This is a genomic window from Roseburia sp. AF42-8, assembly GCF_003435965.1.
GTDB lineage: Bacteria > Bacillota > Clostridia > Lachnospirales > Lachnospiraceae > Roseburia_C > Roseburia_C amylophila.
Genome location: NZ_QTVB01000023.1, coordinates 1 through 20,606 on the forward strand (window position 1 = coordinate 1; position 20,606 = coordinate 20,606).

The following is a 20,606-nucleotide window of genomic DNA, read 5'->3' on the forward strand; positions in this document are numbered from 1 at the left end:
GGGCAATATTAGACCAGATTCGTAAAATGGACTGGATAACCGAGGGCTGTTCGCCAAAAACAGAAAAAGATTGAACGAAGCAATAAAAAATATAGAAATGAAGACAGGAAAGACGGCATTGGATGAAGAGATTGCAAGCGAACTCGGGGTATCAGAGGACTGAATACCTGAACTGGCAGTCCCAGTTAAAAGTTACCAATGTTGTTTCTTTAAATGAGTTTGTGGAGCAGGGAACAGAGCCTGCGATGGATGCGACAAAAAATTCCCATTTTGCACAACCGGAAGATGTGGTGGCAGAAAGCGAACTGAAAGAAGTTTTGGCACAAAGCCTTGAGACCTTGACGGAAAAGGAACGCAGGGTAATTGAACTTTATTATTATGAAGAACTTACCTTGAAGGAAATCAGCAGTATTCTTGAAGTATCTGAATCAAGAATATCCCAGCTTCATACCAGGGCTCTGGCAAAGATGAAAAAGAAAATGGGAAGTTATATGGATATATTGGTTGATGAAAGTTAAAAGGAGGGAAGCTATGGGACAGGCAAATGCTTATTTTCAATTTGTGATAAAGGAACATGCGACTTATATTAAGCTTTTCCCGGCAGCTCTGGAAGGAAATGTTATTGAAATTGGTGAACTGACAGAGTATCTGGAAAGGCATGGCTGCCCGGATTATAATTTAAAGGAACTGGTTGCAGCAATTAACAGCAATGAGATGACAGAGATTATGGTCGGAGATATTTATCCGATTCAGATAAATGAAGAGATGTCCGTAACAGTATCAGCAGATGCCATGGAGGCGGTATGCAGATTTTATCCGGCTGCAGGCGGCACGAATATGAATGTGCAGGAAATCTTAAGGGATTTAACTGCAAAAGGTGTCAAAGCAGGGGTTGATCAGGATGAAATTTTGAAATTTTTCCAGGATAGGGAATACTGTACCGATTTTGTGCTGGCAAAAGGAAAGAAACCGGTAGATGGTCAGGATGCCAGAATTGAATATTATTTTAATACAGATGTTGATTTAAAGCCGAAGAAAAATGAAGATGGTTCGGTAGATTACCGTGAACTGAATGTAATCAGCCATATCAAAGAAGGAGACCTTCTGGCAAAATTATTTCCGGAAGATCATGGAATCAAAGGATATGATGTACAGGGAAAAGAAATTAAACCAAAACAGGTACGCTCTCTCCGGTTAGAATATGGAAATAATATCCGGGTATCGGAAGACAAAACAGAACTGTACTCTGAAGTAACCGGACATGCAAGTCTGGTAAATGGTAAAGTATTTGTATCAGATGTCTATGAAGTGCCGGCTGATGTGGATAATTCCACCGGTAATATTGATTATCCGGGAAACGTTACCGTAAGAGGTAATGTAAAAGGTGGTTTTTCAATTATTGCAAAAGGTGATGTAGTAGTAGAAGGCGTGGTAGAAGATGCGCTGATACAGGCGGGTGGTCAGATTATTGTAAAACGTGGAATTCATGGAATGACCAAAGGAATACTTCGGGCACAGGGAAATGTTATCTGCAAGTTTATTGAAAATGCAACCATCATTTCCGGAGGTTATGTTGAAACAGATTCTATTTTACATAGTAAGGTATCCGCAGCAACGGAGGTTCGCGTAAGTGGTAAGAATGGATTCATAACAGGTGGTGTTATCCGGGCGGGCAGTCTGGTAGAGGCCCAGACCATTGGTTCCAGCCTTGGAGCAGGAACACGTATTGAAGTTGGTGTGGATCCGGAAAAGAAAGAACGTTATGTGAAAGTGCAGGAAGAACTGCTTCAGCTGAATAAGACCATTGAGCAGATTCGGACGATTCTTACTACCTATGGAGAGAAGCTTAAGAATAAAGAAAAACTGGATCAGGGAAAAATCCAGTATATTGAACAGCTTATGCGTGCTTTTAAGGAGAAGGAAGCTCAGCGTACACCATTAGAGCATGAATACGAAAGGCTGCAGAGTATATTAAATGGCAGTAGCAATGCAAGGGTGAAAGTATCAAAGATACTGTATGCGGGAGTAATTGTAAATATTACCGATGTAAGCCTTGTTGTAAAGGATGACAGAAGCTTCTGTCAGCTTTATAAGGATGAGGGTGAAGTAAAAATCTCAAATATGTAATGACATATGGTTGAGACAGGCTGGAGGTGTGTGGATATGTCAATTCGTCCGGTAGATATGAATGGAGTTATTCAGAGAACACAGGATGTTGGAACACTGAAACAACAGCAGGATATGAAACCTATGGTGGATCAGCAAAATATACAGATGGAAGTGCAAAGAGAAGAATACCGCCAATCAGAGCAGGTGACCAGGAAAGATGATTCCCAGATGGAAGAACATCGTTTTGATGCAAAGGAAGAGGGAAAGGGTCAGTACCAGCGGCAGGAACAACGGAAAAAGAAACAGAAAGAAGACCGTGTGGTTATCAAAGGTGCAATTGGCGGCTTTGATGTTAAAATATAAAAAGGAGTGTATCTGACAGATGACAGGCGTGGAAATCATCCTGATTCTGGCTGGTCTGGTTATGATGATAGGAAGCTTTATGGTAACAGAAAAGCTATCCGGTGCAGAATTAGACCGTATTGCGGAACTGAGTCAGAATGAGATAAAAAAAATACTGGAAAACAAGTTGAAAGATGCAGAAGCTGCGATAGAAGACCAGATTGACCATGCAATTGAAGATTCCACAGATAAGGTGGAGCGGGCACTGGATAAAGAGACCAATGAAAAAATGCTGGCAATCGGTGAATATTCGGATACCGTTATGGAGAAGATGAATCAGACCCATAATGAGATTATGTTTTTATACAGCATGCTAAATGACAAGCACACAGAACTGACAAAGCTTGCAGGACAAATTGGCGAGATGTCAGCCGAAATCGGTGAGAGCTTAGAAGAGGCGAAAGAGTCTGTAGTTAAAGAAACAGAAGAAGTAAAAGCCACAGAGGAACCGGTGGAGACAGAAGCGGAACCGGCAACCGGAGAGATGGAAGAACAGCCGGAGCAGACGAATCATAACGAAAAAATCCTTGCCTTATACAGTCAGGGAAAATCGTATGTAGAGATAGCAAAGGAACTGGGCCTTGGACAGGGTGAAGTGAGATTGGTTGTAGGATTGTATAAAGGAGTAGATACAAGTGAAGTTTAAGTATTATCTGAGAGGCTTGGGAATTGGTATTCTGATAAGCACGATTATCTTATCCATATCATTTGCAATGAAGAAAAATGACCTTTCAGATGATGAAATCATTGCAAGGGCAAAAGAACTTGGAATGGTAATGGAAGATACCGGAAAGGACACCATACCAAAAGCTACAGAAACAGAAGATGAGATTCCAAAGAGCACGGAAGGCGGTTTTAATACAGAACAGACAGATATGCAGCCGGGAACAACTGATTCAGGGGAGATATCGCAGGATGTGGGAACAGATGGAGCGGATGCCGTACCACCGTCACAGGATGGACCAATATGGTACAGAAGGAATTTACCGTAGAAGTAGGAGATTCTTCTAATGCGGTTTCACAGCGTCTGCAGGAAGAAGGTCTTGTGGACAATGCAGAAGCATTTAATAAATATATGGTAGATAATAATTATGCCAATTTTGTCCTGCCTGGAACCGTAACGATTCCGGAAGGGGCTGGCTATGAAGAAATTGCCGGAATACTTACGGATAAAACGATTCATCATTAAAAAAAGGTTGCATAGCATGGCTGAGTATGATATAATCCATGCGTTGCGATAAATTTACACATATACCGATTGTCAGATTGGTGCCGCAAGGTTGTCTGATAATAAGAAGTATATGGAAGAATAACCAAATGGAGGAAAAACAATGAGCGTTATTTCAATGAAACAGTTATTAGAAGCAGGTGTTCATTTTGGACATCAGACCAGAAGATGGAACCCTAAAATGGCTCCATACATCTACACAGAGAGAAATGGTATCTACATCATCGACCTGCAGAAATCTGTAGGTAAAGTTGATGAGGCTTACAAAGCCATGGCAGATATCGCTGCTGATGGTGGTACTATTCTTTTCGTAGGAACAAAGAAACAGGCTCAGGATGCAATCAAAACAGAAGCAGAGCGTTGTAACATGTTCTATGTAAACGAGAGATGGTTAGGTGGTATGCTTACTAACTTCAAGACAATCCAGAGCCGTATTGCAAGATTAAAAGCAATCGAAACTATGGAAGAGGATGGAACATTTGATGTTCTTCCTAAGAAAGAAGTTATCAAATTAAAGAAAGAATTAGATAAATTACAGAAGAACTTAGGCGGAATCAAAGAAATGAAGAAGATTCCAGATGCTATCTTTATCGTAGATCCTAAGAAAGAAAGAATCTGCGTTCAGGAAGCTCATTCCTTAGGAATTCCACTTATTGGTATTGCAGATACAAACTGTGATCCGGAAGAGTTAGATTATGTAATTCCTGGTAACGATGATGCAATCAGAGCCGTTAAATTAATCGTTTCTAAAATGGCAGATGCTGTTATCGAAGCAAATCAGGGAACTGTTGATGTTGACACTGAAGCTGCAGAGGATGCAGAAGAAGCTGTAGAGGCATAAGAACAGTATTTTAAACGATAAGAAACACACAACGTGTGTATAAAACAGGACAGACAGTAATTGCCTGTCCTTACCTTTAGAAAAAATAAATGGAGGAAAATGAAGATGGCTATTACAGCAGCAATGGTAAAAGAACTGCGTGAATTAACCGGCGCAGGAATGATGGATTGTAAAAAAGCATTAGGTGAAACAGACGGCAACATGGATGAGGCTGTTGAATATTTAAGAAAAAACGGACAGGCAAAAGCTGAGAAGAAAGCTGGAAGAATTGCAGCAGAAGGTCTTTGTACTGTTGTAGTAAAAGATGATAAGACAGCAGCAGTTGTTGAAGTTAACTCTGAAACAGACTTCGTTGCTAAAAATGATACATTCCGTGAGTTTGTAGAGGCTGTTGCAACACAGGCAGTAAACTCTGACGCAGCAGACATGGATGCATTCATGGAAGAAAAATGGAATGCAGATGAAAGCAAGACAGTAAAAGATGCATTAGTAGAGAAAGTTGCAGTTATCGGAGAGAACTTAAAGATTCGTAGATTCGAAAAGGTTGTAGCTGAGAATGGTTGTGTAGTATCTTATATCCATGGCGGCGGAAGAATCGGTGTTATCGTTGATGCTGACACAACTGTTGTAAATGATGCAGTAAAAGAAGCATTAACCAACATTGCAATGCAGATAGCAGCTTTAAATCCAAAATATGTTTCCAGAGATGAAGTAAGTGCAGATTACATCGCACATGAGAAAGAAATTCTCTTAGCTCAGATTATGAATGATCCGAAAGAGTCCCAGAAACCGGAAAAGGTTATCCATGGAATGATCGAAGGACGTATCAGCAAAGAGTTAAAAGAAATCTGCTTAGTAGATCAGGTATATGTAAAAGCAGAAGATGGAAAACAGACAGTTGGAAAATACTTAGAGCAGGTTTCCAAAGAAGTTGGTGCTCCTGTATCTGTTAAGAAGTTTGTACGTTTCGAAACAGGTGAAGGTTTGGAGAAGAAAAATGAAGACTTTGCTGCAGAAGTTGCTGCTCAGATAGCAGGAAACTAAGCAAAAGCTTAGCACAAATTGTAAAAGTATATAAAATTCCCCTGTAGAGTGATTTCTGCAGGGGAATTTTCTGACAAAAGAAAGAAAAATCTCAAGAAGTAATTCAATTAAAATTATTTTTTATAGTGATATTTTGTTAAAGTGTGTTACAATAGAAAAGAGATTTTATGACCGGGAGGTCACTACATGGAAGAGAAGACCACGAAGGGGTTAAAGGAACAGCGGGAAAGGCGAAAACGCATTAATCGCATGAAGACGGGGATTATAACATCTATCTTCGCCTGGATGCTGATATCGATTATTTTGTGCGTGGTATTGTTGTGCCGGGTAATTTCTTTACAGAACCAGATAGACAGGCTGGTATCAAGCGGTATTGTTTCCGGAAAGGTACAGCAGGACGAGAACCAGTCGAAAGGAGAAATGTCTACTGGAACGGAATTACAGACAGACACAGAATATCAGGATCAGAATGCAGACAGTTCGATTATCCAGCCATTGGTGGCAGAGGATGAAAGCAACAAGGCACAGCCGGGAGATCAGCTTAAAGTATATCTTACCTTTGATGATGGACCAAGTTCCAATACGGCAGCTATTCTTGATACATTGGCGCAGTATAATGTGAAAGCAACATTTTTTGTTGTAGGAAAAGAAGATGAAGAGTCCCAGGAGATGTATAAAAGAATTGTAAATGAGGGGCACACACTGGGAATGCATTCTTATTCCCATAAATACAGTGTGATTTACGATTCGCTTGAAAATTTTGAGGATGATTTTACCAAAATACAAAATTATCTTTATGATATAACGGGAGAGGATTGCCATTATTATCGTTTCCCGGGTGGAAGCAGCAATCAGGTCAGTAATACTGATATGAAAGAGTTTATAAAATATCTGAATGATCAGGATGTTACTTATTTTGACTGGAATGTAACCAGTGGTGATGCTACATCACAGGCATATACAGCGGACGAGCTGGTAGATAATGTGTTAGAGGATGTGGTAAAATATAAAACATCGGTTGTGTTACTTCATGATGCAAATACGAAGGAGACAACGGTGGAAGCCTTAGGTCCGATGATTGAGGCACTACAGGCACAGGGAGTAGAGTTACTTCCGATTACTGAGGATACAACTGTAATACAGCATATTAGTGCAGACAGTGTTCAATAGAAAAAATGGAGGTTTTTAAGAATGAGCTTTTTTAAAGATTTTAAAGAGGATTTATCACAGGCAGTGAACGAACTGGTACCGGGTGAAGACACAACAGAGGCAGCAGAGCAGGATAACGATGTAGTAGTCAATACATTGGAAGATGAACTGGATGTGGAGTCTGAATTATCCAAATTGGACGGACTTTTAGAAAAGGTTACCAAGGATGCCAATGCTCCGGTAGAGAAGGAAGCACCGGCACAGGAAACAGAAACAAAAGTAGAGACACCAGCTGCAGAAGAAAAAGAAGATTTACATATTCAGGAGGAAAGTAAAATGAGTGAGACAACAGCAAATGAAACCATGACAATGCCAGAAGAGACAGTAACACCGGTACAGCCGGCAACTCCGGCGCATTTTGCTCCGGTTCAGACATCAGATGAAGTTTCAGATGAAGTATCTGTAATCACAGAAGGAACATCCATTACAGGTAATATGGCATCTACTGGTTCTTTAGATATCCGTGGAAATATTAATGGTGATGTTCAGTGTAATGGCAAGCTGGTTGTTACCGGAACTATCAATGGAAACAGCAATTCTGCTGAATTCTTCGCTGATGCTGCAAAAGTAGAAGGTGAAGTGGTAAGCACCGGAACTGTTAAAATCGGACTTGGTTCTGTCATTATTGGAAATATTACCGCAAGCTCTGCAGTTATCGCAGGAGCAATCAAGGGCGATATCGATGTTCAGGGACCTGTAGTTGTAGATACTTCTGCAGTTGTTATGGGTAACATCAAATCCCGTTCTGTTCAGATTAACAATGGTGCAGTTATCGAAGGTTTCTGTTCCCAGTGCTATGCTGATATTGATGTGGAAAGTCTTTTTGGAGAGAATAAATAATGAAGAGAGTATTTTTAAAATTAAGTGGAGAAGCACTTGCAGGAGAAAAGAAAACAGGTTTTGATGAGCCGACCGTAACAGAAGTTGCCCGCCAGGTAAAACAGATTGTAGATGGCGGATGCCAGGTTGGAATCGTAATTGGTGGCGGTAATTTCTGGAGAGGACGTTCCAGCGAGACTATCGACCGTACCAAAGCAGACCAGATTGGTATGCTTGCAACGATTATGAACTGTATTTATGTATCTGAAATCTTCCGTTCTGTTGGAATGATGACACAGATTCTGACTCCGTTTGAGTGTGGAAGCATGACCAAACTTTTCTCAAAAGACCGTGCCAATAAATATTTTGAAAAAGGAATGGTAGTATTTTTTGCAGGTGGAACAGGACATCCTTATTTTTCAACAGATACCGGAATTGTACTCCGTGCCATTGAAATGGATGCAGAGGGCATTTTCCTGGCAAAAGCCATTGACGGTGTCTATGACAGTGACCCGAAGGTAAATCCGGCAGCAAAGAAATATGATGAGGTATCCATTCAGGAAGTGATTGATAAGAAGCTTGCAGTAGTAGATTTAACCGCATCTATTATGTGTATGGAAAATAAAATGCCAATGTATGTATTCGGATTAAATGAGCCGGACAGCATTGTAAATGCAATGAGCGGAAAATTTAACGGCACGAAAGTGACTGTATAATAAAGGAGATTATTTATGGATAGCAGATTAAACCCATATGAAGAGAAAATGCAGAAATCATACGAGAATCTTGTGGAAGAATATGCAACTATCCGGGCAGGAAGAGCGAATCCGCATATCTTAGACAGAATTACTGTAGATTATTATGGAACACCGACCCCGTTACAGCAGGTTGCAAATATCAATGTTCCGGAGCCAAGAATGATTCAGATCCAGCCTTGGGAAGCATCCCTTGTAAAAGAGATTGAAAAAGCAATTTTAACATCTGATTTAGGCTTAAATCCAACCAACGATGGTAAAGTAATCCGTCTTGTATTCCCGGAGCTTACCGAGGAAAGACGTAAAGAACTGGCAAAGGATATTAAGAAAAAAGGTGAGAATGCCAAGGTGGCAATCCGTAATATCAGAAGGGATGCCAATGATGCATTCAAGAAACAGAACAAAGCAAATGAAGTATCTGAGGATGAATTAAAGGAATTAGAAAACGATACTCAGAAAATTACGGATAAATATATTGCAAAAATTGATGGTGCAGTAGAGGAAAAGACAAAGGAAATCCTTACGGTATAATCTTATCCATGTACGACACATATGGGGACATAGCGCGATTGCCGTGTCCCCTTTTATGTTGTAAACATCTGTAAAAAGGAGAACAAAGATGAAGATTCCAAAACATGTTGCAATTATTCTGGATGGAAACGGACGCTGGGCAAAGAAAAGAGGAATGCCAAGAAACTATGGACATACTATGGGGGCAAAGAATGTTGAAGTTATCTGTAAAGCAGCGCATGATCTGGGCATAGAATACGTAACCATGTATGCATTTTCCACAGAGAACTGGAACCGTCCACAGAATGAAGTAGATGCTTTGATGAAGCTTTTGAGCAGTTATCTTAAGAACTGTATAAAGACAGCGGACAAGAATAATATGAGAGTCCGTGTAATCGGGGATACCAGCCGGCTGGATGATAAATTCCAGCAGCAGATTGCTGTATTGGAAAGAGAATCTGCCCATAATACGGGACTGAATTTACAGATTGCCATTAATTATGGAGCAAGAGATGAAATGATCCGTGGAATGAAGAAAATGTGGCAGGATGGTATTTCGGCAGAGGAGATTACCGAAGAGAAATATGAATCCTATCTTGATACGAAAGATATCCCGGATCCTGATCTTATGATCCGCACCAGTGGAGAACAGCGGCTTTCCAACTTCTTGCTGTGGCAGTTTGCTTATAGTGAGTTATATTTTACAGAGGTTCCATGGCCGGACTTTACACCGGAAGAACTGCGTAAAGCAGTAGAGGATTACAGCGGAAGAGACCGGAGATATGGAAAGATAGAGGAGGAGTAATATGTTTAAGACAAGATTATTAAGTGGAATCGTGCTGGTAATTCTGGCACTGGTATTCATTATTACCGGAAATGATTTGCTGCTGGCAGTAACCGGAATTATTTCTTTGATTGGATTGTATGAACTGTATCGTGTGTTTAAAATTGAAAAAAGCTGTGCCGGTGTCGTCGGCGGACTGGCAACGATTGTATATTATTGCAATCTGAAATTTCAGTTTATTCCGGATATGCTGTTATTTGTCATCGCACTTTTGGTAGTGCTGATGTTTGTATATGTATTTTCTTATCCGAAATATCATACCGAGCAGATGTTAGCAGCATTTTTTGGTGTATTTTATGTATCGGTGATGCTTTCTTATGTATATCAGACCAGAATGCTACCGGGTGGAGCTTATATTGTATGGTTAATTTTCTTATGCTCCTGGGGCTGCGATACCTGTGCATATTGCGTGGGTGTGCTGATTGGAAAACACAAGATGGCACCGGTGCTTTCTCCGAAGAAATCCTGGGAAGGAGCTGTTGGCGGAGTAGTGGGAGCAGCATTATTAACCCTGATTTATTGCTTTGTTTTCCAGGGCTCTATGGGAAGCACCAACCGTGATATCATTATGCTTTGCATGATTTGTGCGATTGGGGCAATCATATCTATGATTGGAGACCTGACTGCATCTGCAATCAAACGTAATTATGACATTAAAGATTATGGCAAACTGATTCCTGGCCATGGTGGAATCTTAGATCGTTTTGACAGTGTAATATTTACAGCGCCAATTATTTATTATCTTGCATTATATCTGATTGGCAAGTAGGAGGAAACATGAAGAAGATTGCAATTTTAGGTTCCACTGGTTCCATCGGAACCCAGACACTTTCTGTTGTAAGAGAACATGGAGATATTGAAGTAACTGCACTTGCGGCAGGACATAATATTGCAAAATTAGAAGAACAGATCCGGGAGTTTCATCCGGCTTTGGTTGCTGTATGGGCAGAAGAGGATGCGATTGAGCTTCGGACAAGGGTTGCAGATTTGAAGGTAAAGGTGGCTTCCGGGATGGAAGGACTTTTAGAAGTAGCAACGGAAGAGAAAGCAGAGATTCTTGTAACTGCCATTGTGGGTATGCTTGGTATCCGTCCGACCATAGCCGCTATGAAAGCAGGAAAGGACATTGCACTAGCTAATAAGGAGACTTTAGTTACCGCAGGACATATTATTATGCCGCTGGCAAAGGAATGTAATGTGAAAATCCTTCCAGTGGACAGTGAACACAGTGCAATCTTTCAGTCTCTGCAGGGAGCCGGAGACAATAAAATTGCAAAAATACTTTTGACAGCTTCCGGCGGACCATTCCGTGGAAAGAAGCGGGCGGAATTAGAACAGGTAAAAGTGGAAGATGCATTGAAGCATCCGAACTGGAGCATGGGACGTAAAATCACTATTGATTCCGCAACCATGATAAATAAGGGACTTGAAGTCATTGAAGCAAAATGGCTGTTTGATGTAAATGCAGACCAGATTCAGGTTGTAGTACAACCACAGAGTATCATACATTCTATGGTAGAGTATGAAGACGGTGCAGTCATTGCACAGCTTGGAACGGCAGATATGCGGCTTCCAATCCAGTATGCCCTGTATTATCCGAAACGGTTACACTTAAGTGGAGACCGGCTTGATTTCTGGAAAATGAAGGCAATTACATTGGAAGAGCCGGATATGGAGACTTTTTACGGATTGAAACTGGCTTATGAAGCCTGTAGAAAGGGCGGTAACATTCCGACTGCTTTTAATGCAGCAAATGAGAGAGCGGTAGCAATGTTCTTAGACGGAAAGATCCGTTTCTTGGAGATTCCGGAAATTGCACAGGCGTGTATGGAGCAGTGTACCTATATTGCCAGTCCGTCCGTAGAAGAAATCCTTGCAACAGAGCAGGCTGCGTATGAGTATATAGAGAGCAGGTGGTAGATTGAAAATAATCATTGCAATCTTAATGTTCAGTTTTATTATTATTTTTCATGAACTGGGACATTTTTTGCTGGCAAAGAAAAATAAAATCAAAGTAAATGAATTTTGCCTGGGACTTGGACCAACGCTATTTGGAATTACAAAGGGAGAGACAAAATATTCCATAAAACTGCTGCCTTTTGGTGGAGCATGTATGATGGAAGGCGAAGACGGAGAGTCGGAAAGTGAAGGCTCCTTTAACAGCAAGTCCGTATGGGCGAGAATAGCAGTTGTAGCGGCAGGACCGGTTTTTAACTTTATTCTGGCATTCTTTCTGGCACTGATTGTTATCGGGACAGCCGGATTTGACCGGCCGGAGGTAAAAGGTGTTATGGAAGGATATCCGGCAGAGGAAGCAGGACTTCAGGCTGGAGATATCATTAAAGAAATCAATGGAAAGAACATTCATATTTATCGTGAAGTAAGTGTTTACACGCTGTTTCATTCCAATGAGAATCTGGAAGTGACCTATGAAAGAGATGGAGAGGAATATACCTGTACTATCAGCCCGAAATATAATGAAGAAGCAGGAAGAAATCTCTTTGGAATCTATGGAAATACCATGCGTGAGCGGGGTAATATTTTTGAGACCATAAAATATAGCGTATATGAAGTGAAATACTGGATAGAAGTTACCATGGACAGCTTGAAGATGTTAGTGACCGGAAGAGTCAGTGTCAATGAACTTTCGGGACCGGTAGGTATTGTAAAGAATATTGGTGATACTTATGACGAGAGCAAGTCAGCGGGAACGCTATCGGTGGTATTGACATTAATTAATTATTCCATAATGCTGACTGCCAATCTTGGAATTATGAACCTGCTTCCATTACCGGCATTAGACGGAGGAAGACTGGTATTTCTGATTATAGAAGCCGTCAGAAAGAAACGGGTGGATCCGGACAAAGAGGGCATGGTTCATTTTGTCGGACTGATGCTGCTTCTGGCATTGATGGTGCTTGTTATGTTTAACGATATTCGAAAATTATTTTAAATAATCCTGCACAGGAGGAAAAGCAATCATGGAACGAAAAGATACGAAAGTGGTAAAAATAGGAGACCGTATCATCGGTGGAAAAAATCCAATCCTGATACAGTCAATGACCAATACAAAGACAGAGGATGTAAAAGCAACCGTAGAGCAGATTAACCGTCTGGCAGCGGCAGGCTGTGATATCATCCGCTGTGCGGTGCCGACAATGGAAGCCGCAGAAGCATTGACTGAGATTAAGAAGCAGATAGCAATACCACTGGTTGCAGATATTCATTTTGATTACCGGCTGGCTATTGCTGCCATGGAGCATGGTGCAGATAAAATCAGAATCAATCCGGGCAACATCGGAAGCGAAGAGCGTGTGCAGGCTGTGGTAGACGTAGCGAAGGAAAGAAATATTCCAATCCGTGTGGGAGTCAACAGCGGTTCACTGGAAAAGGATTTAGTAGAAAAATATCATGGTGTTACCGCAGAAGGCATTGTAGAAAGTGCTTTGGATAAAGTGCATCTTATTGAAGATATGGGATATGACAATCTCGTTATCAGTATCAAATCTTCAGATGTTATGATGTGTGTAAAAGCCCATGAACTGATTGCTGAGCAAACCGATCATCCACTGCATGTGGGAATTACAGAGGCAGGAACGATTATCAGCGGAAATATTAAATCCTCCATTGGACTGGGACTGATTTTAAATCAGGGGATTGGAGATACCATTCGTGTTTCATTAACCGGAGATCCGTTAGAAGAAATCAAATCAGCAAAACTGATTTTAAGAACTTTAGGGCTTCGTAAAGGTGGTATAGAAGTCGTATCCTGTCCGACCTGTGGAAGAACAAGAATCAACTTAATCGAACTGGCAAATCAGGTAGAGAATATGGTAGCGGATATTCCTTTAGACATCAAGGTTGCTGTTATGGGCTGTGTAGTCAACGGACCGGGAGAAGCCAAGGAAGCCGATATCGGAATTGCCGGTGGTGTGGGAGAAGGACTAATTATAAAGCATGGTCAGATAGACCGTAAAGTACCGGAGAATCAGCTCTTAAGTGAATTAAGAAAGGAACTTTTGAACTGGAATAAGGAGTAGGAAAAATTATGGCAAAACTGTTTTTTGAAGTTTTTCCGACATTAAAGATTACCGGAGAGATGAGTGCACTTTTGAAAGAAACAGAGATTACAAAAGTGGCATCGAATTCCGCACAGAATGCACTGCGGATTTATTTAGAGAGTACAAGGCTAATTCCCAAACCGGAAATCTATCATATTGAACAAGAAATCAGACAACAGCTATTTCCGCACAAGGAGATAGCTGTTAAAATCATAGAAAAATTTAATTTATCCAGCCAGTATACACCGGAAAAACTGATGGTGGTATACCGGGAGAGTATTTTAGAAGAGATTCGCAATTACAGCGTATTGCTCTATAATCTGATGCGCTGCAGCAAAATGGAATTTGACCGGGAAGACCATATGATTCTTACCTTAGAGGATACCATTGTTGCCACAGAGCGGAGCAATGAACTGATTGATATCTTAGAAAAAATCATCTGCGAACGTTGTGGATTAAAATTAATGATTGAGCCACAGTATGAGAAGCCGGCAGAAAATGATTATTTAAAGAGCGCAGACAGCCAGATTGAAACAGAGGTTGCCCATATCGTGGCACGAACCGCTGCTGCAAGAACGCAGAATGCGGATGGCATGGAACAGCCTGCTGCCAATGAAGCAAACGCACAGCCGGATGCTAGAGCGTCAGAAAAGGAAAAAACACCTGCTGCCCCGGAGAAAAAACAGACTACCGGCACAGAAGGTGCAGGAGTAGCACCTGCTGCTGGAAAGAATAACTTTTCCGGCGGAAAGGATTTCAAGGGAAAATCTTCCTTCCAGAGAAGAGATTTTGTTAAAAAATCAGACAATCCGGATGTTATTTATGGCCGTGATTTTGAAGAGGATGCAATTCCGATTGAGACCATCGTAGGTGAAATGGGAGAAGTTGTCATCCGTGGACAGATAATGACATTAGATACAAGAGAAATCCGTGGTGAAAAGACAATTATCATTATGTCAGTAACGGATTTTACAGATTCCATTGTGCTTAAAATCTTTACAAAAAATGAGAATCTACCGGAACTGATGGGAGATTTGAAAAAGGGAGCATTTCTTAAAATTAAAGGTGTAACGACCATTGATAAATTTGACAGTGAGCTGACCATCGGCTCCATTGTCGGAATTAAAAAAATCCCTGATTTTACTACAATAAGAATGGACAACAGCCCGTTAAAGAGAGTAGAGCTTCATTGCCATACCAAGATGAGTGACATGGATGGTGTTACTGATGTAGGAGATCTGGTAAAAAGGGCATATAAGTGGGGACATAAGGCACTGGCGATTACCGATCATGGAAATGTCCAGGCATTCCCGATTGCAAACCATGCACTGCCGGATGACCCGGACTTTAAGATTATCTATGGTGTGGAAGCTTATCTTGTGGATGACTTAAAGGACATTGTAGAAAATTCAAAGAATCAGTCCCTGCAGGATACCTATGTGGTATTCGATATAGAGACCACCGGATTTTCACCGCTGGTAAATAAAATTATTGAAATTGGTGCGGTAAAAGTAGAAAAGGGGAATATAACCGAGCGTTTTTCCACTTTTGTTAATCCGGAAGTGCCGATTCCGTTCCACATTGAAAATCTGACCGGAATCAAAGATGATATGGTAATTACGGCACCGGTGATTGCGGAAGTTATGCCGGAGTTCTTAGCCTTCTGTGATGGTGCTGTTATGGTAGCACACAATGCTGATTTTGATATGAGCTTTATCAAATATAACTGTGACCGTTTAAGCATTCCTTATGATTTTACCATTGCAGATACCGTTGCCATGGCACGAATGCTGCTGCCGAACCTGAACCGTTTTAAGCTGGATACCGTAGCAAGGGCATTAAATATTTCGCTGGAGAATCATCACCGTGCGGTAGATGATGCGGCATGTACCGCTGAAATTTTCGAAAAGTTTGTAAAAATGCTTGCTGACCGTGGCATCAATACACTGGATGAATTAAATGCCGAGGGACATGTCAGTAAAGAGACCGTTATGAAGATGCCGACCCATCATGCTATTATTCTTGCAACGAATGATCTGGGACGTGTGAATCTCTATAAGCTGATATCCTTATCCCACCTTGATTATTTCCATCAGAGGGCGAGAATTCCAAAGAGCGAATACTTAAAACACAAGGAAGGCTTACTGATTGGTTCTGCCTGTGAGGCGGGAGAACTTTATCAGGCAATTTTACAGGGACGGCCGCAGGAAGAGATTATCCGTCTGGTGAAGTTTTATGATTACCTTGAAATCCAGCCTCTTGGAAATAATGCATTTATGATAAAAGATGAAAAAGCACCGATTTCCACCATGGATGAATTAAAGGACATTAACCGCCGGATTGTAAAATTAGGAGAAGAATTCCATAAGCCGGTTGTGGCAACCTGTGATGTGCATTTTATGGACCCGGAGGATGAAGTATACCGTCGTATTATTCTGGCGGGTAAAGGCTTTAAGGATGCCGATGAGCAGGCTCCGCTATATCTTCGTACCACAGAAGAAATGTTGGAGGAATTCAGCTATTTAGGCAGTGAGAAAGCGAAAGAAGTTGTTATCGATAATACCAATAAGATCGCAGATATGTGCGAGCGCATTTCTCCGGTTCGCCCGGATAAGTGTCCGCCGGTAATTGAAAATTCCGATCAGATGCTGCGTGATATCTGCTATAACAAGGCACATGAGATGTATGGAGAGGATTTGCCGGAAATCGTATCGGAGCGGTTGGAGCGGGAGTTAAAATCCATTATCGGAAACGGTTATGCGGTAATGTATATCATTGCCCAGAAGCTGGTTTGGAAATCCAATGAGGATGGTTATCTGGTAGGTTCCCGTGGGTCCGTAGGTTCTTCTTTTGCGGCAACCATGTCCGGAATCACGGAGGTAAATCCGCTGGCACCACATTATTACTGTGCCCACTGTCATTACAGTGATTTTGATTCGCCGGAAGTAAAGGAATATGGCGGACAGTCCGGTTGTGATATGCCGGATAAGCGGTGTCCGAACTGCGGCAAACCACTGGTGAAAGCAGGATTTGACATTCCGTTTGAAACATTCCTTGGATTTAAGGGAAATAAAGAGCCGGATATTGATCTTAACTTTTCCGGTGATTACCAGAGTAAATCCCATAAATATACAGAAGTAATTTTCGGCGCGGGACAGACCTTCCGTGCCGGAACCATTGGTACGCTGGCAGATAAAACCGCATTCGGTTATGTAAAGAATTATTATGAAGAGCATGGTGTGCATAAGAGAAATTGTGAGATAGACCGGATTGTGCAGGGCTGCGTGGGAATCCACCGGACCACCGGACAGCATCCGGGAGGTATCGTAGTATTGCCAGTGGGGGAAGAAATTTACTCCTTTACACCGATTCAGCATCCTGCTAACGATATGACAACCGATATTATTACGACTCATTTTGAGTACCATTCCATTGATCACAACTTATTAAAGCTTGATATTCTCGGACACGACGATCCGACCATGATCCGTATGCTTGAGGACTTAACTGGAATTGATGCACAGAAGATTCCGCTGGATGATAAGTCCGTTATGTCCTTATTTAAGAATACCAGTGCACTGAGTATTACACCGGATATGTTGACGAACTGTACACTCGGTGCCCTTGGAATTCCTGAGTTTGGAACAGACTTTGCGATGCAGATGTTAATTGACGCAGACCCGCAGTCCTTTTCCCATCTGATTCGAATTGCAGGTCTTTCACACGGTACGGATGTATGGTTAGGAAATGCCCAGACATTGATTGAAGAGGGAAAAGCAACCATTTCTACGGCAATCTGTACCCGTGATGATATTATGATTTATCTTATCAGTATGGGACTTGACAGTGAGGAATCCTTTACCATTATGGAGTCTGTCCGTAAGGGAAAGGGCTAAAACCGGAGTGGGAGGAAGAAATGACTGCCCACGGCGTACCAGACTGGTATATCTGGTCCTGTAAGAAGATTAAGTATATGTTCCCGAAAGCCCATGCGGCGGCATACGTTATGATGGCATGGCGTATTGCTTACTGTAAGGTGTTTTATCCGCTGGCATATTATGCAGCATACTTTTCCATCCGTGCAACCGGATTCAGTTATGAGCTTATGTGTCAGGGAAAAGACAAGCTGAATTATTTCATGCGTGATTATGAGAAACGAAAGGATTCACTATCGAAGAAGGAGCAGGATACCTATAAGGATATGCGTATTGTGCAGGAAATGTATGCAAGAGGCTATGAGTTCTGGACCATTGATTTATATAAAGCCCAGGCATCCCGTTTCCAGATTATTGATGGCAGACTGATGCCTGCCTTAAGTACGATAGATGGTCTTGGCGAGAAGGCGGCAGAGGCAGTGGTAGAGGCTGCAAAGGATGGTCCGTTCCTTTCCAAGGATGATTTCAGACAGCGGACCAAAGTTAGTAAGACCGTAATTGATCTGATGGGAGACCTTGGATTATTTGGGGACTTGCCGGAATCGAACCAGCTTTCTTTATTTGATTTTTAATACATAGGAAGGTATAATTGTTAAAAGGAGTGAGGAGCATGAACGAAGTATATGAAAAGCTTTTAAAATGTTATGCATGTTTTGAAGATAAGATTGATTTTAAACCACAGGCAGCATTGATTTTAGGCTCCGGATTAGGAGATTATGCTGACACGAATATGAAGGTGGAAGCAGTGCTTGATTATCACGATATCGAAGGGTTTCCGGTATCAACGGTACCGGGGCATAAGGGGCGCTTCGTATTCGGTTATGTAGGGGATGTGCCGGTAGTATGTATGCAGGGACGTGTGCATTATTACGAAGGTTATTCCATGCAGGATGTTGTGCTGCCAACAAGATTAATGAAAATGATGGGCGCAAAGGTACTCTTTCTTACCAATGCTGCAGGGGGAATACAGCAGGGAATGAAAGCCGGAGATCTGATGATGATTACCGGGCAGATTGGCTGCTTTGTACCATCTCCTTTAATCGGGGCAAATATCGATGAACTGGGGGAAAGGTTCCCGGATATGAGCCATATCTATGATGAGGATTTACAGAAAATAATCCGAAAAGCTGCCATTGAAGCAGATATTCCGCTTCGGGAAGGCACTTACCTGCAGTTATCAGGACCGAATTTTGAAACACCACAGGAGATTTCCATGTGCCGTGTACTGGGGGCAGATGCGGTAGGCATGAGTACAGCCTGTGAAGCCATTGCAGCAAATCATATGGGGATGAAAATCTGCGGTATTTCCTGTATTTCAAATCTTGCGGCAGGAATTTCACCATTTTCCCTGACACACCGTGAAGTTCAGGAGACAGCAGATCGTGTTGCACCATTGTTTAAAAAGCTGGTGACCGATTCTATTACCGGTATGAAAACATTTCTGTAAGAAAATGGTATAGCGGGAAGCAGCTATAGAAATTAAATATAAGAGGCAGATATCTATCAGGAGAAGGTAGAAGATAAGGAGGGGATTGCGTATGAATATACGTTTTTACAATGCCAGAATCTTAGCGCCGTCAGAGGGACATTCTTTTCAGGTGATAACCGGGGAATTGTGGGTAAAGAAGAATGAGATTATCTATATCGGGGATGGCCTTGATACGGAACGTGTTTTTGAAAAAGAGCCGGCAGGAATGATTCTTTGGGACAGGGAAATTGACGCAGGGAAAAACCTGCTGCTGCCGGGATTTAAAAATGCCCATACCCATACGGCTATGACATTTTTACGTTCCTATGCGGATGACCTGCCATTACAGGACTGGCTGACAAAGCAGGTATTTCCGAAAGAGGCACTGCTTACGGCAGATGATATATACTGGCTCAGCATACTAGGCATCATGGAATATCTGACCAGTGGCATCACTTCAAATTTTGATATGTATTTCTTTCCGGAGACAATTGCAAAGGCTTCCATAGACTGTGGATTCCGGACCATGCAGGTCAGCAGCTTCAATGATTTTACAAGCTCCATTGAAGAGATGGAAGAAATTTATCATAAAGTCAATGAAATGAGTGACTTAACCGGTTATGTGCCGGGATTTCATGCGGAATATACCACCTCAAAAGAGCACTTAAAACAGGTGGCAGCATTATCCGAAAAGCTGCATGCACCGGTATATTTCCATAATTCCGAGACTGCACTTGAAGTAGAACAGTGTAAGGAGCGTTATGGAATGACACCGACCCGGCTGATGGAAGAGCTTGGAATGTTTCAATATGGCGGCGGTGGTTATCACTGTGTATATTTTGAAGATGAGGATTTTGAAATTTTTCGAAAGAGAAATCTTACGGCAGTAACGAATCCTGCATCGAATCTGAAGCTGGCAAGCGGAATCGCACCGATTGACCGCTTTATAAAAGAGGAAATTAATCTTGCTATCGGAACAGATGGCCCGGCAAGTAACAACTGCCTTGATATGTTCCGGGAAATGTTTTTAACTACCGGTCTGGCAAAGGTCAGAGAAAAGGATGCAGCCTGTGTTGGTGCGGAAGAAGTACTTTATATGGCAACGACAGGAGGAGCTGCTGCCATGGGATTAAATGAATGCGATAGTCTGGCAGAGGGAAAGAAAGCAGATTTAATCATGCTTGATTTAAAACAGCCGAATATGCAGCCGGAAAATAATCTCGTCAGGAATATTGTATACAGCGGAAGCAAACAGAATGTAAAGCTACTATGGTAAATGGACAAATTCTTTATGAAGATAACACATTTCAGATTGGATTTGAACCGGAAGAAATATACCGGAAAGCAAATGAAATTATTGGCAGAATGAAATGAGAGGAAC

General features: G+C 41.7%; 16 protein-coding genes and 4 pseudogenes. All 20 read left to right on the plus strand.

Annotated elements, in window-relative coordinates; translation table 11 throughout:
- Positions 1-518 (plus strand): annotated as a pseudogene (locus DW059_RS10105) (sigma-70 family RNA polymerase sigma factor); the annotation flags it as partial.
- Positions 519-531: 13 nt separating this feature from the next.
- Positions 532-2,127, plus strand: a complete 1,596-nt coding sequence (locus DW059_RS10110; protein ID WP_158552106.1) for a FapA family protein — start codon at positions 532-534, stop codon at positions 2,125-2,127.
- Positions 2,128-2,163: 36 nt separating this feature from the next.
- Positions 2,164-2,472, plus strand: coding sequence for a hypothetical protein (locus DW059_RS10115; protein WP_117698701.1), 309 nt, complete (start codon positions 2,164-2,166; stop codon positions 2,470-2,472).
- A gap of 19 nt (positions 2,473-2,491) precedes the next feature.
- Positions 2,492-3,157, plus strand: a complete 666-nt coding sequence (locus DW059_RS10120) for a DUF6115 domain-containing protein (protein WP_117698702.1) — start codon at positions 2,492-2,494, stop codon at positions 3,155-3,157.
- Entirely contained in the window at positions 3,147-3,503 is a 357-nt protein-coding gene (locus tag DW059_RS10125; RefSeq protein WP_117698703.1) for a hypothetical protein, read from the plus strand. The genes DW059_RS10120 and DW059_RS10125 overlap by 11 nt, the downstream gene beginning before the upstream one ends.
- Positions 3,479-3,700, plus strand: coding sequence for an endolytic transglycosylase MltG (locus DW059_RS10130; RefSeq protein ID WP_117698704.1), 222 nt, complete (start codon positions 3,479-3,481; stop codon positions 3,698-3,700). Before DW059_RS10125 ends, DW059_RS10130 begins: the two co-directional genes overlap by 25 nt.
- A 142-nt stretch (positions 3,701-3,842) precedes the next feature.
- Complete coding sequence (gene rpsB, locus DW059_RS10135) at positions 3,843-4,580, plus strand: 30S ribosomal protein S2 (RefSeq protein WP_022243279.1); 738 nt, start codon at positions 3,843-3,845, stop codon at positions 4,578-4,580.
- A gap of 105 nt (positions 4,581-4,685) precedes the next feature.
- On the plus strand, positions 4,686-5,624 hold the full coding sequence (gene tsf, locus DW059_RS10140; RefSeq protein ID WP_022243278.1) for a translation elongation factor Ts: 939 nt from the start codon (positions 4,686-4,688) through the stop codon (positions 5,622-5,624).
- A 186-nt stretch (positions 5,625-5,810) separates the two neighbouring features.
- Positions 5,811-6,794 (plus strand): polysaccharide deacetylase family protein, encoded by a 984-nt coding sequence (locus tag DW059_RS10145; protein ID WP_117698705.1) that lies wholly within the window; start codon positions 5,811-5,813, stop codon positions 6,792-6,794.
- Positions 6,795-6,815: 21 nt separating this feature from the next.
- Positions 6,816-7,673, plus strand: coding sequence for a polymer-forming cytoskeletal protein (locus DW059_RS10150; protein ID WP_022243276.1), 858 nt, complete (start codon positions 6,816-6,818; stop codon positions 7,671-7,673).
- Positions 7,673-8,368 (plus strand): UMP kinase, encoded by a 696-nt coding sequence (gene pyrH / locus DW059_RS10155; protein WP_022243275.1) that lies wholly within the window; start codon positions 7,673-7,675, stop codon positions 8,366-8,368. The genes DW059_RS10150 and pyrH overlap by 1 nt, the downstream gene beginning before the upstream one ends.
- A 15-nt stretch (positions 8,369-8,383) precedes the next feature.
- Positions 8,384-8,938: a ribosome recycling factor gene (gene frr / locus DW059_RS10160; protein WP_022243274.1), complete on the plus strand. Its 555-nt coding sequence runs from the start codon at positions 8,384-8,386 to the stop codon at positions 8,936-8,938.
- An 82-nt stretch (positions 8,939-9,020) separates the two neighbouring features.
- A pseudogene (locus DW059_RS10165) lies at positions 9,021-9,722 on the plus strand (isoprenyl transferase); the annotation flags it as partial.
- Position 9,723: 1 nt separating this feature from the next.
- On the plus strand, positions 9,724-10,530 hold the full coding sequence (locus DW059_RS10170) for a phosphatidate cytidylyltransferase (protein ID WP_117698707.1): 807 nt from the start codon (positions 9,724-9,726) through the stop codon (positions 10,528-10,530).
- An 8-nt stretch (positions 10,531-10,538) separates the two neighbouring features.
- Positions 10,539-11,681, plus strand: coding sequence for a 1-deoxy-D-xylulose-5-phosphate reductoisomerase (dxr, locus tag DW059_RS10175; RefSeq protein ID WP_117698708.1), 1,143 nt, complete (start codon positions 10,539-10,541; stop codon positions 11,679-11,681).
- 1 nt (position 11,682) lies between these two features.
- The gene (gene rseP, locus DW059_RS10180) at positions 11,683-12,714 is read left to right on the plus strand and encodes an RIP metalloprotease RseP (RefSeq protein ID WP_117698709.1); all 1,032 of its coding nucleotides are present in this window, start codon (positions 11,683-11,685) and stop codon (positions 12,712-12,714) included.
- Between the two features lie 28 nt (positions 12,715-12,742).
- Positions 12,743-13,801 (plus strand): flavodoxin-dependent (E)-4-hydroxy-3-methylbut-2-enyl-diphosphate synthase, encoded by a 1,059-nt coding sequence (gene ispG, locus DW059_RS10185; protein ID WP_117698710.1) that lies wholly within the window; start codon positions 12,743-12,745, stop codon positions 13,799-13,801.
- An 8-nt stretch (positions 13,802-13,809) separates the two neighbouring features.
- A pseudogene (locus DW059_RS10190) lies at positions 13,810-18,329 on the plus strand (PolC-type DNA polymerase III).
- Positions 18,330-18,367: 38 nt separating this feature from the next.
- Positions 18,368-19,204, plus strand: coding sequence for a purine-nucleoside phosphorylase (locus tag DW059_RS10195; RefSeq protein ID WP_022243267.1), 837 nt, complete (start codon positions 18,368-18,370; stop codon positions 19,202-19,204).
- Between the two features lie 91 nt (positions 19,205-19,295).
- Positions 19,296-20,599: pseudogene (locus DW059_RS10200) on the plus strand (amidohydrolase family protein).
- Positions 20,600-20,606 lie beyond the last annotated feature (7 nt).

Coding starts and splice junctions, on each gene's coding strand:
- DW059_RS10110 (WP_158552106.1), top strand. CDS start 532: ATGGGACAGGCAAATGCTTATTTTCAATTTGTGATAAAGGAACATGCG.
- DW059_RS10115 (WP_117698701.1), top strand. CDS start 2,164: ATGTCAATTCGTCCGGTAGATATGAATGGAGTTATTCAGAGAACACAG.
- DW059_RS10120 (WP_117698702.1), top strand. CDS start 2,492: ATGACAGGCGTGGAAATCATCCTGATTCTGGCTGGTCTGGTTATGATG.
- DW059_RS10130 (WP_117698704.1), top strand. CDS start 3,479: ATGGTACAGAAGGAATTTACCGTAGAAGTAGGAGATTCTTCTAATGCG.
- rpsB (WP_022243279.1), top strand. CDS start 3,843: ATGAGCGTTATTTCAATGAAACAGTTATTAGAAGCAGGTGTTCATTTT.
- tsf (WP_022243278.1), top strand. CDS start 4,686: ATGGCTATTACAGCAGCAATGGTAAAAGAACTGCGTGAATTAACCGGC.
- DW059_RS10145 (WP_117698705.1), top strand. CDS start 5,811: ATGGAAGAGAAGACCACGAAGGGGTTAAAGGAACAGCGGGAAAGGCGA.
- DW059_RS10150 (WP_022243276.1), top strand. CDS start 6,816: ATGAGCTTTTTTAAAGATTTTAAAGAGGATTTATCACAGGCAGTGAAC.
- pyrH (WP_022243275.1), top strand. CDS start 7,673: ATGAAGAGAGTATTTTTAAAATTAAGTGGAGAAGCACTTGCAGGAGAA.
- frr (WP_022243274.1), top strand. CDS start 8,384: ATGGATAGCAGATTAAACCCATATGAAGAGAAAATGCAGAAATCATAC.
- DW059_RS10170 (WP_117698707.1), top strand. CDS start 9,724: ATGTTTAAGACAAGATTATTAAGTGGAATCGTGCTGGTAATTCTGGCA.
- dxr (WP_117698708.1), top strand. CDS start 10,539: ATGAAGAAGATTGCAATTTTAGGTTCCACTGGTTCCATCGGAACCCAG.
- ispG (WP_117698710.1), top strand. CDS start 12,743: ATGGAACGAAAAGATACGAAAGTGGTAAAAATAGGAGACCGTATCATC.
- DW059_RS10195 (WP_022243267.1), top strand. CDS start 18,368: ATGAACGAAGTATATGAAAAGCTTTTAAAATGTTATGCATGTTTTGAA.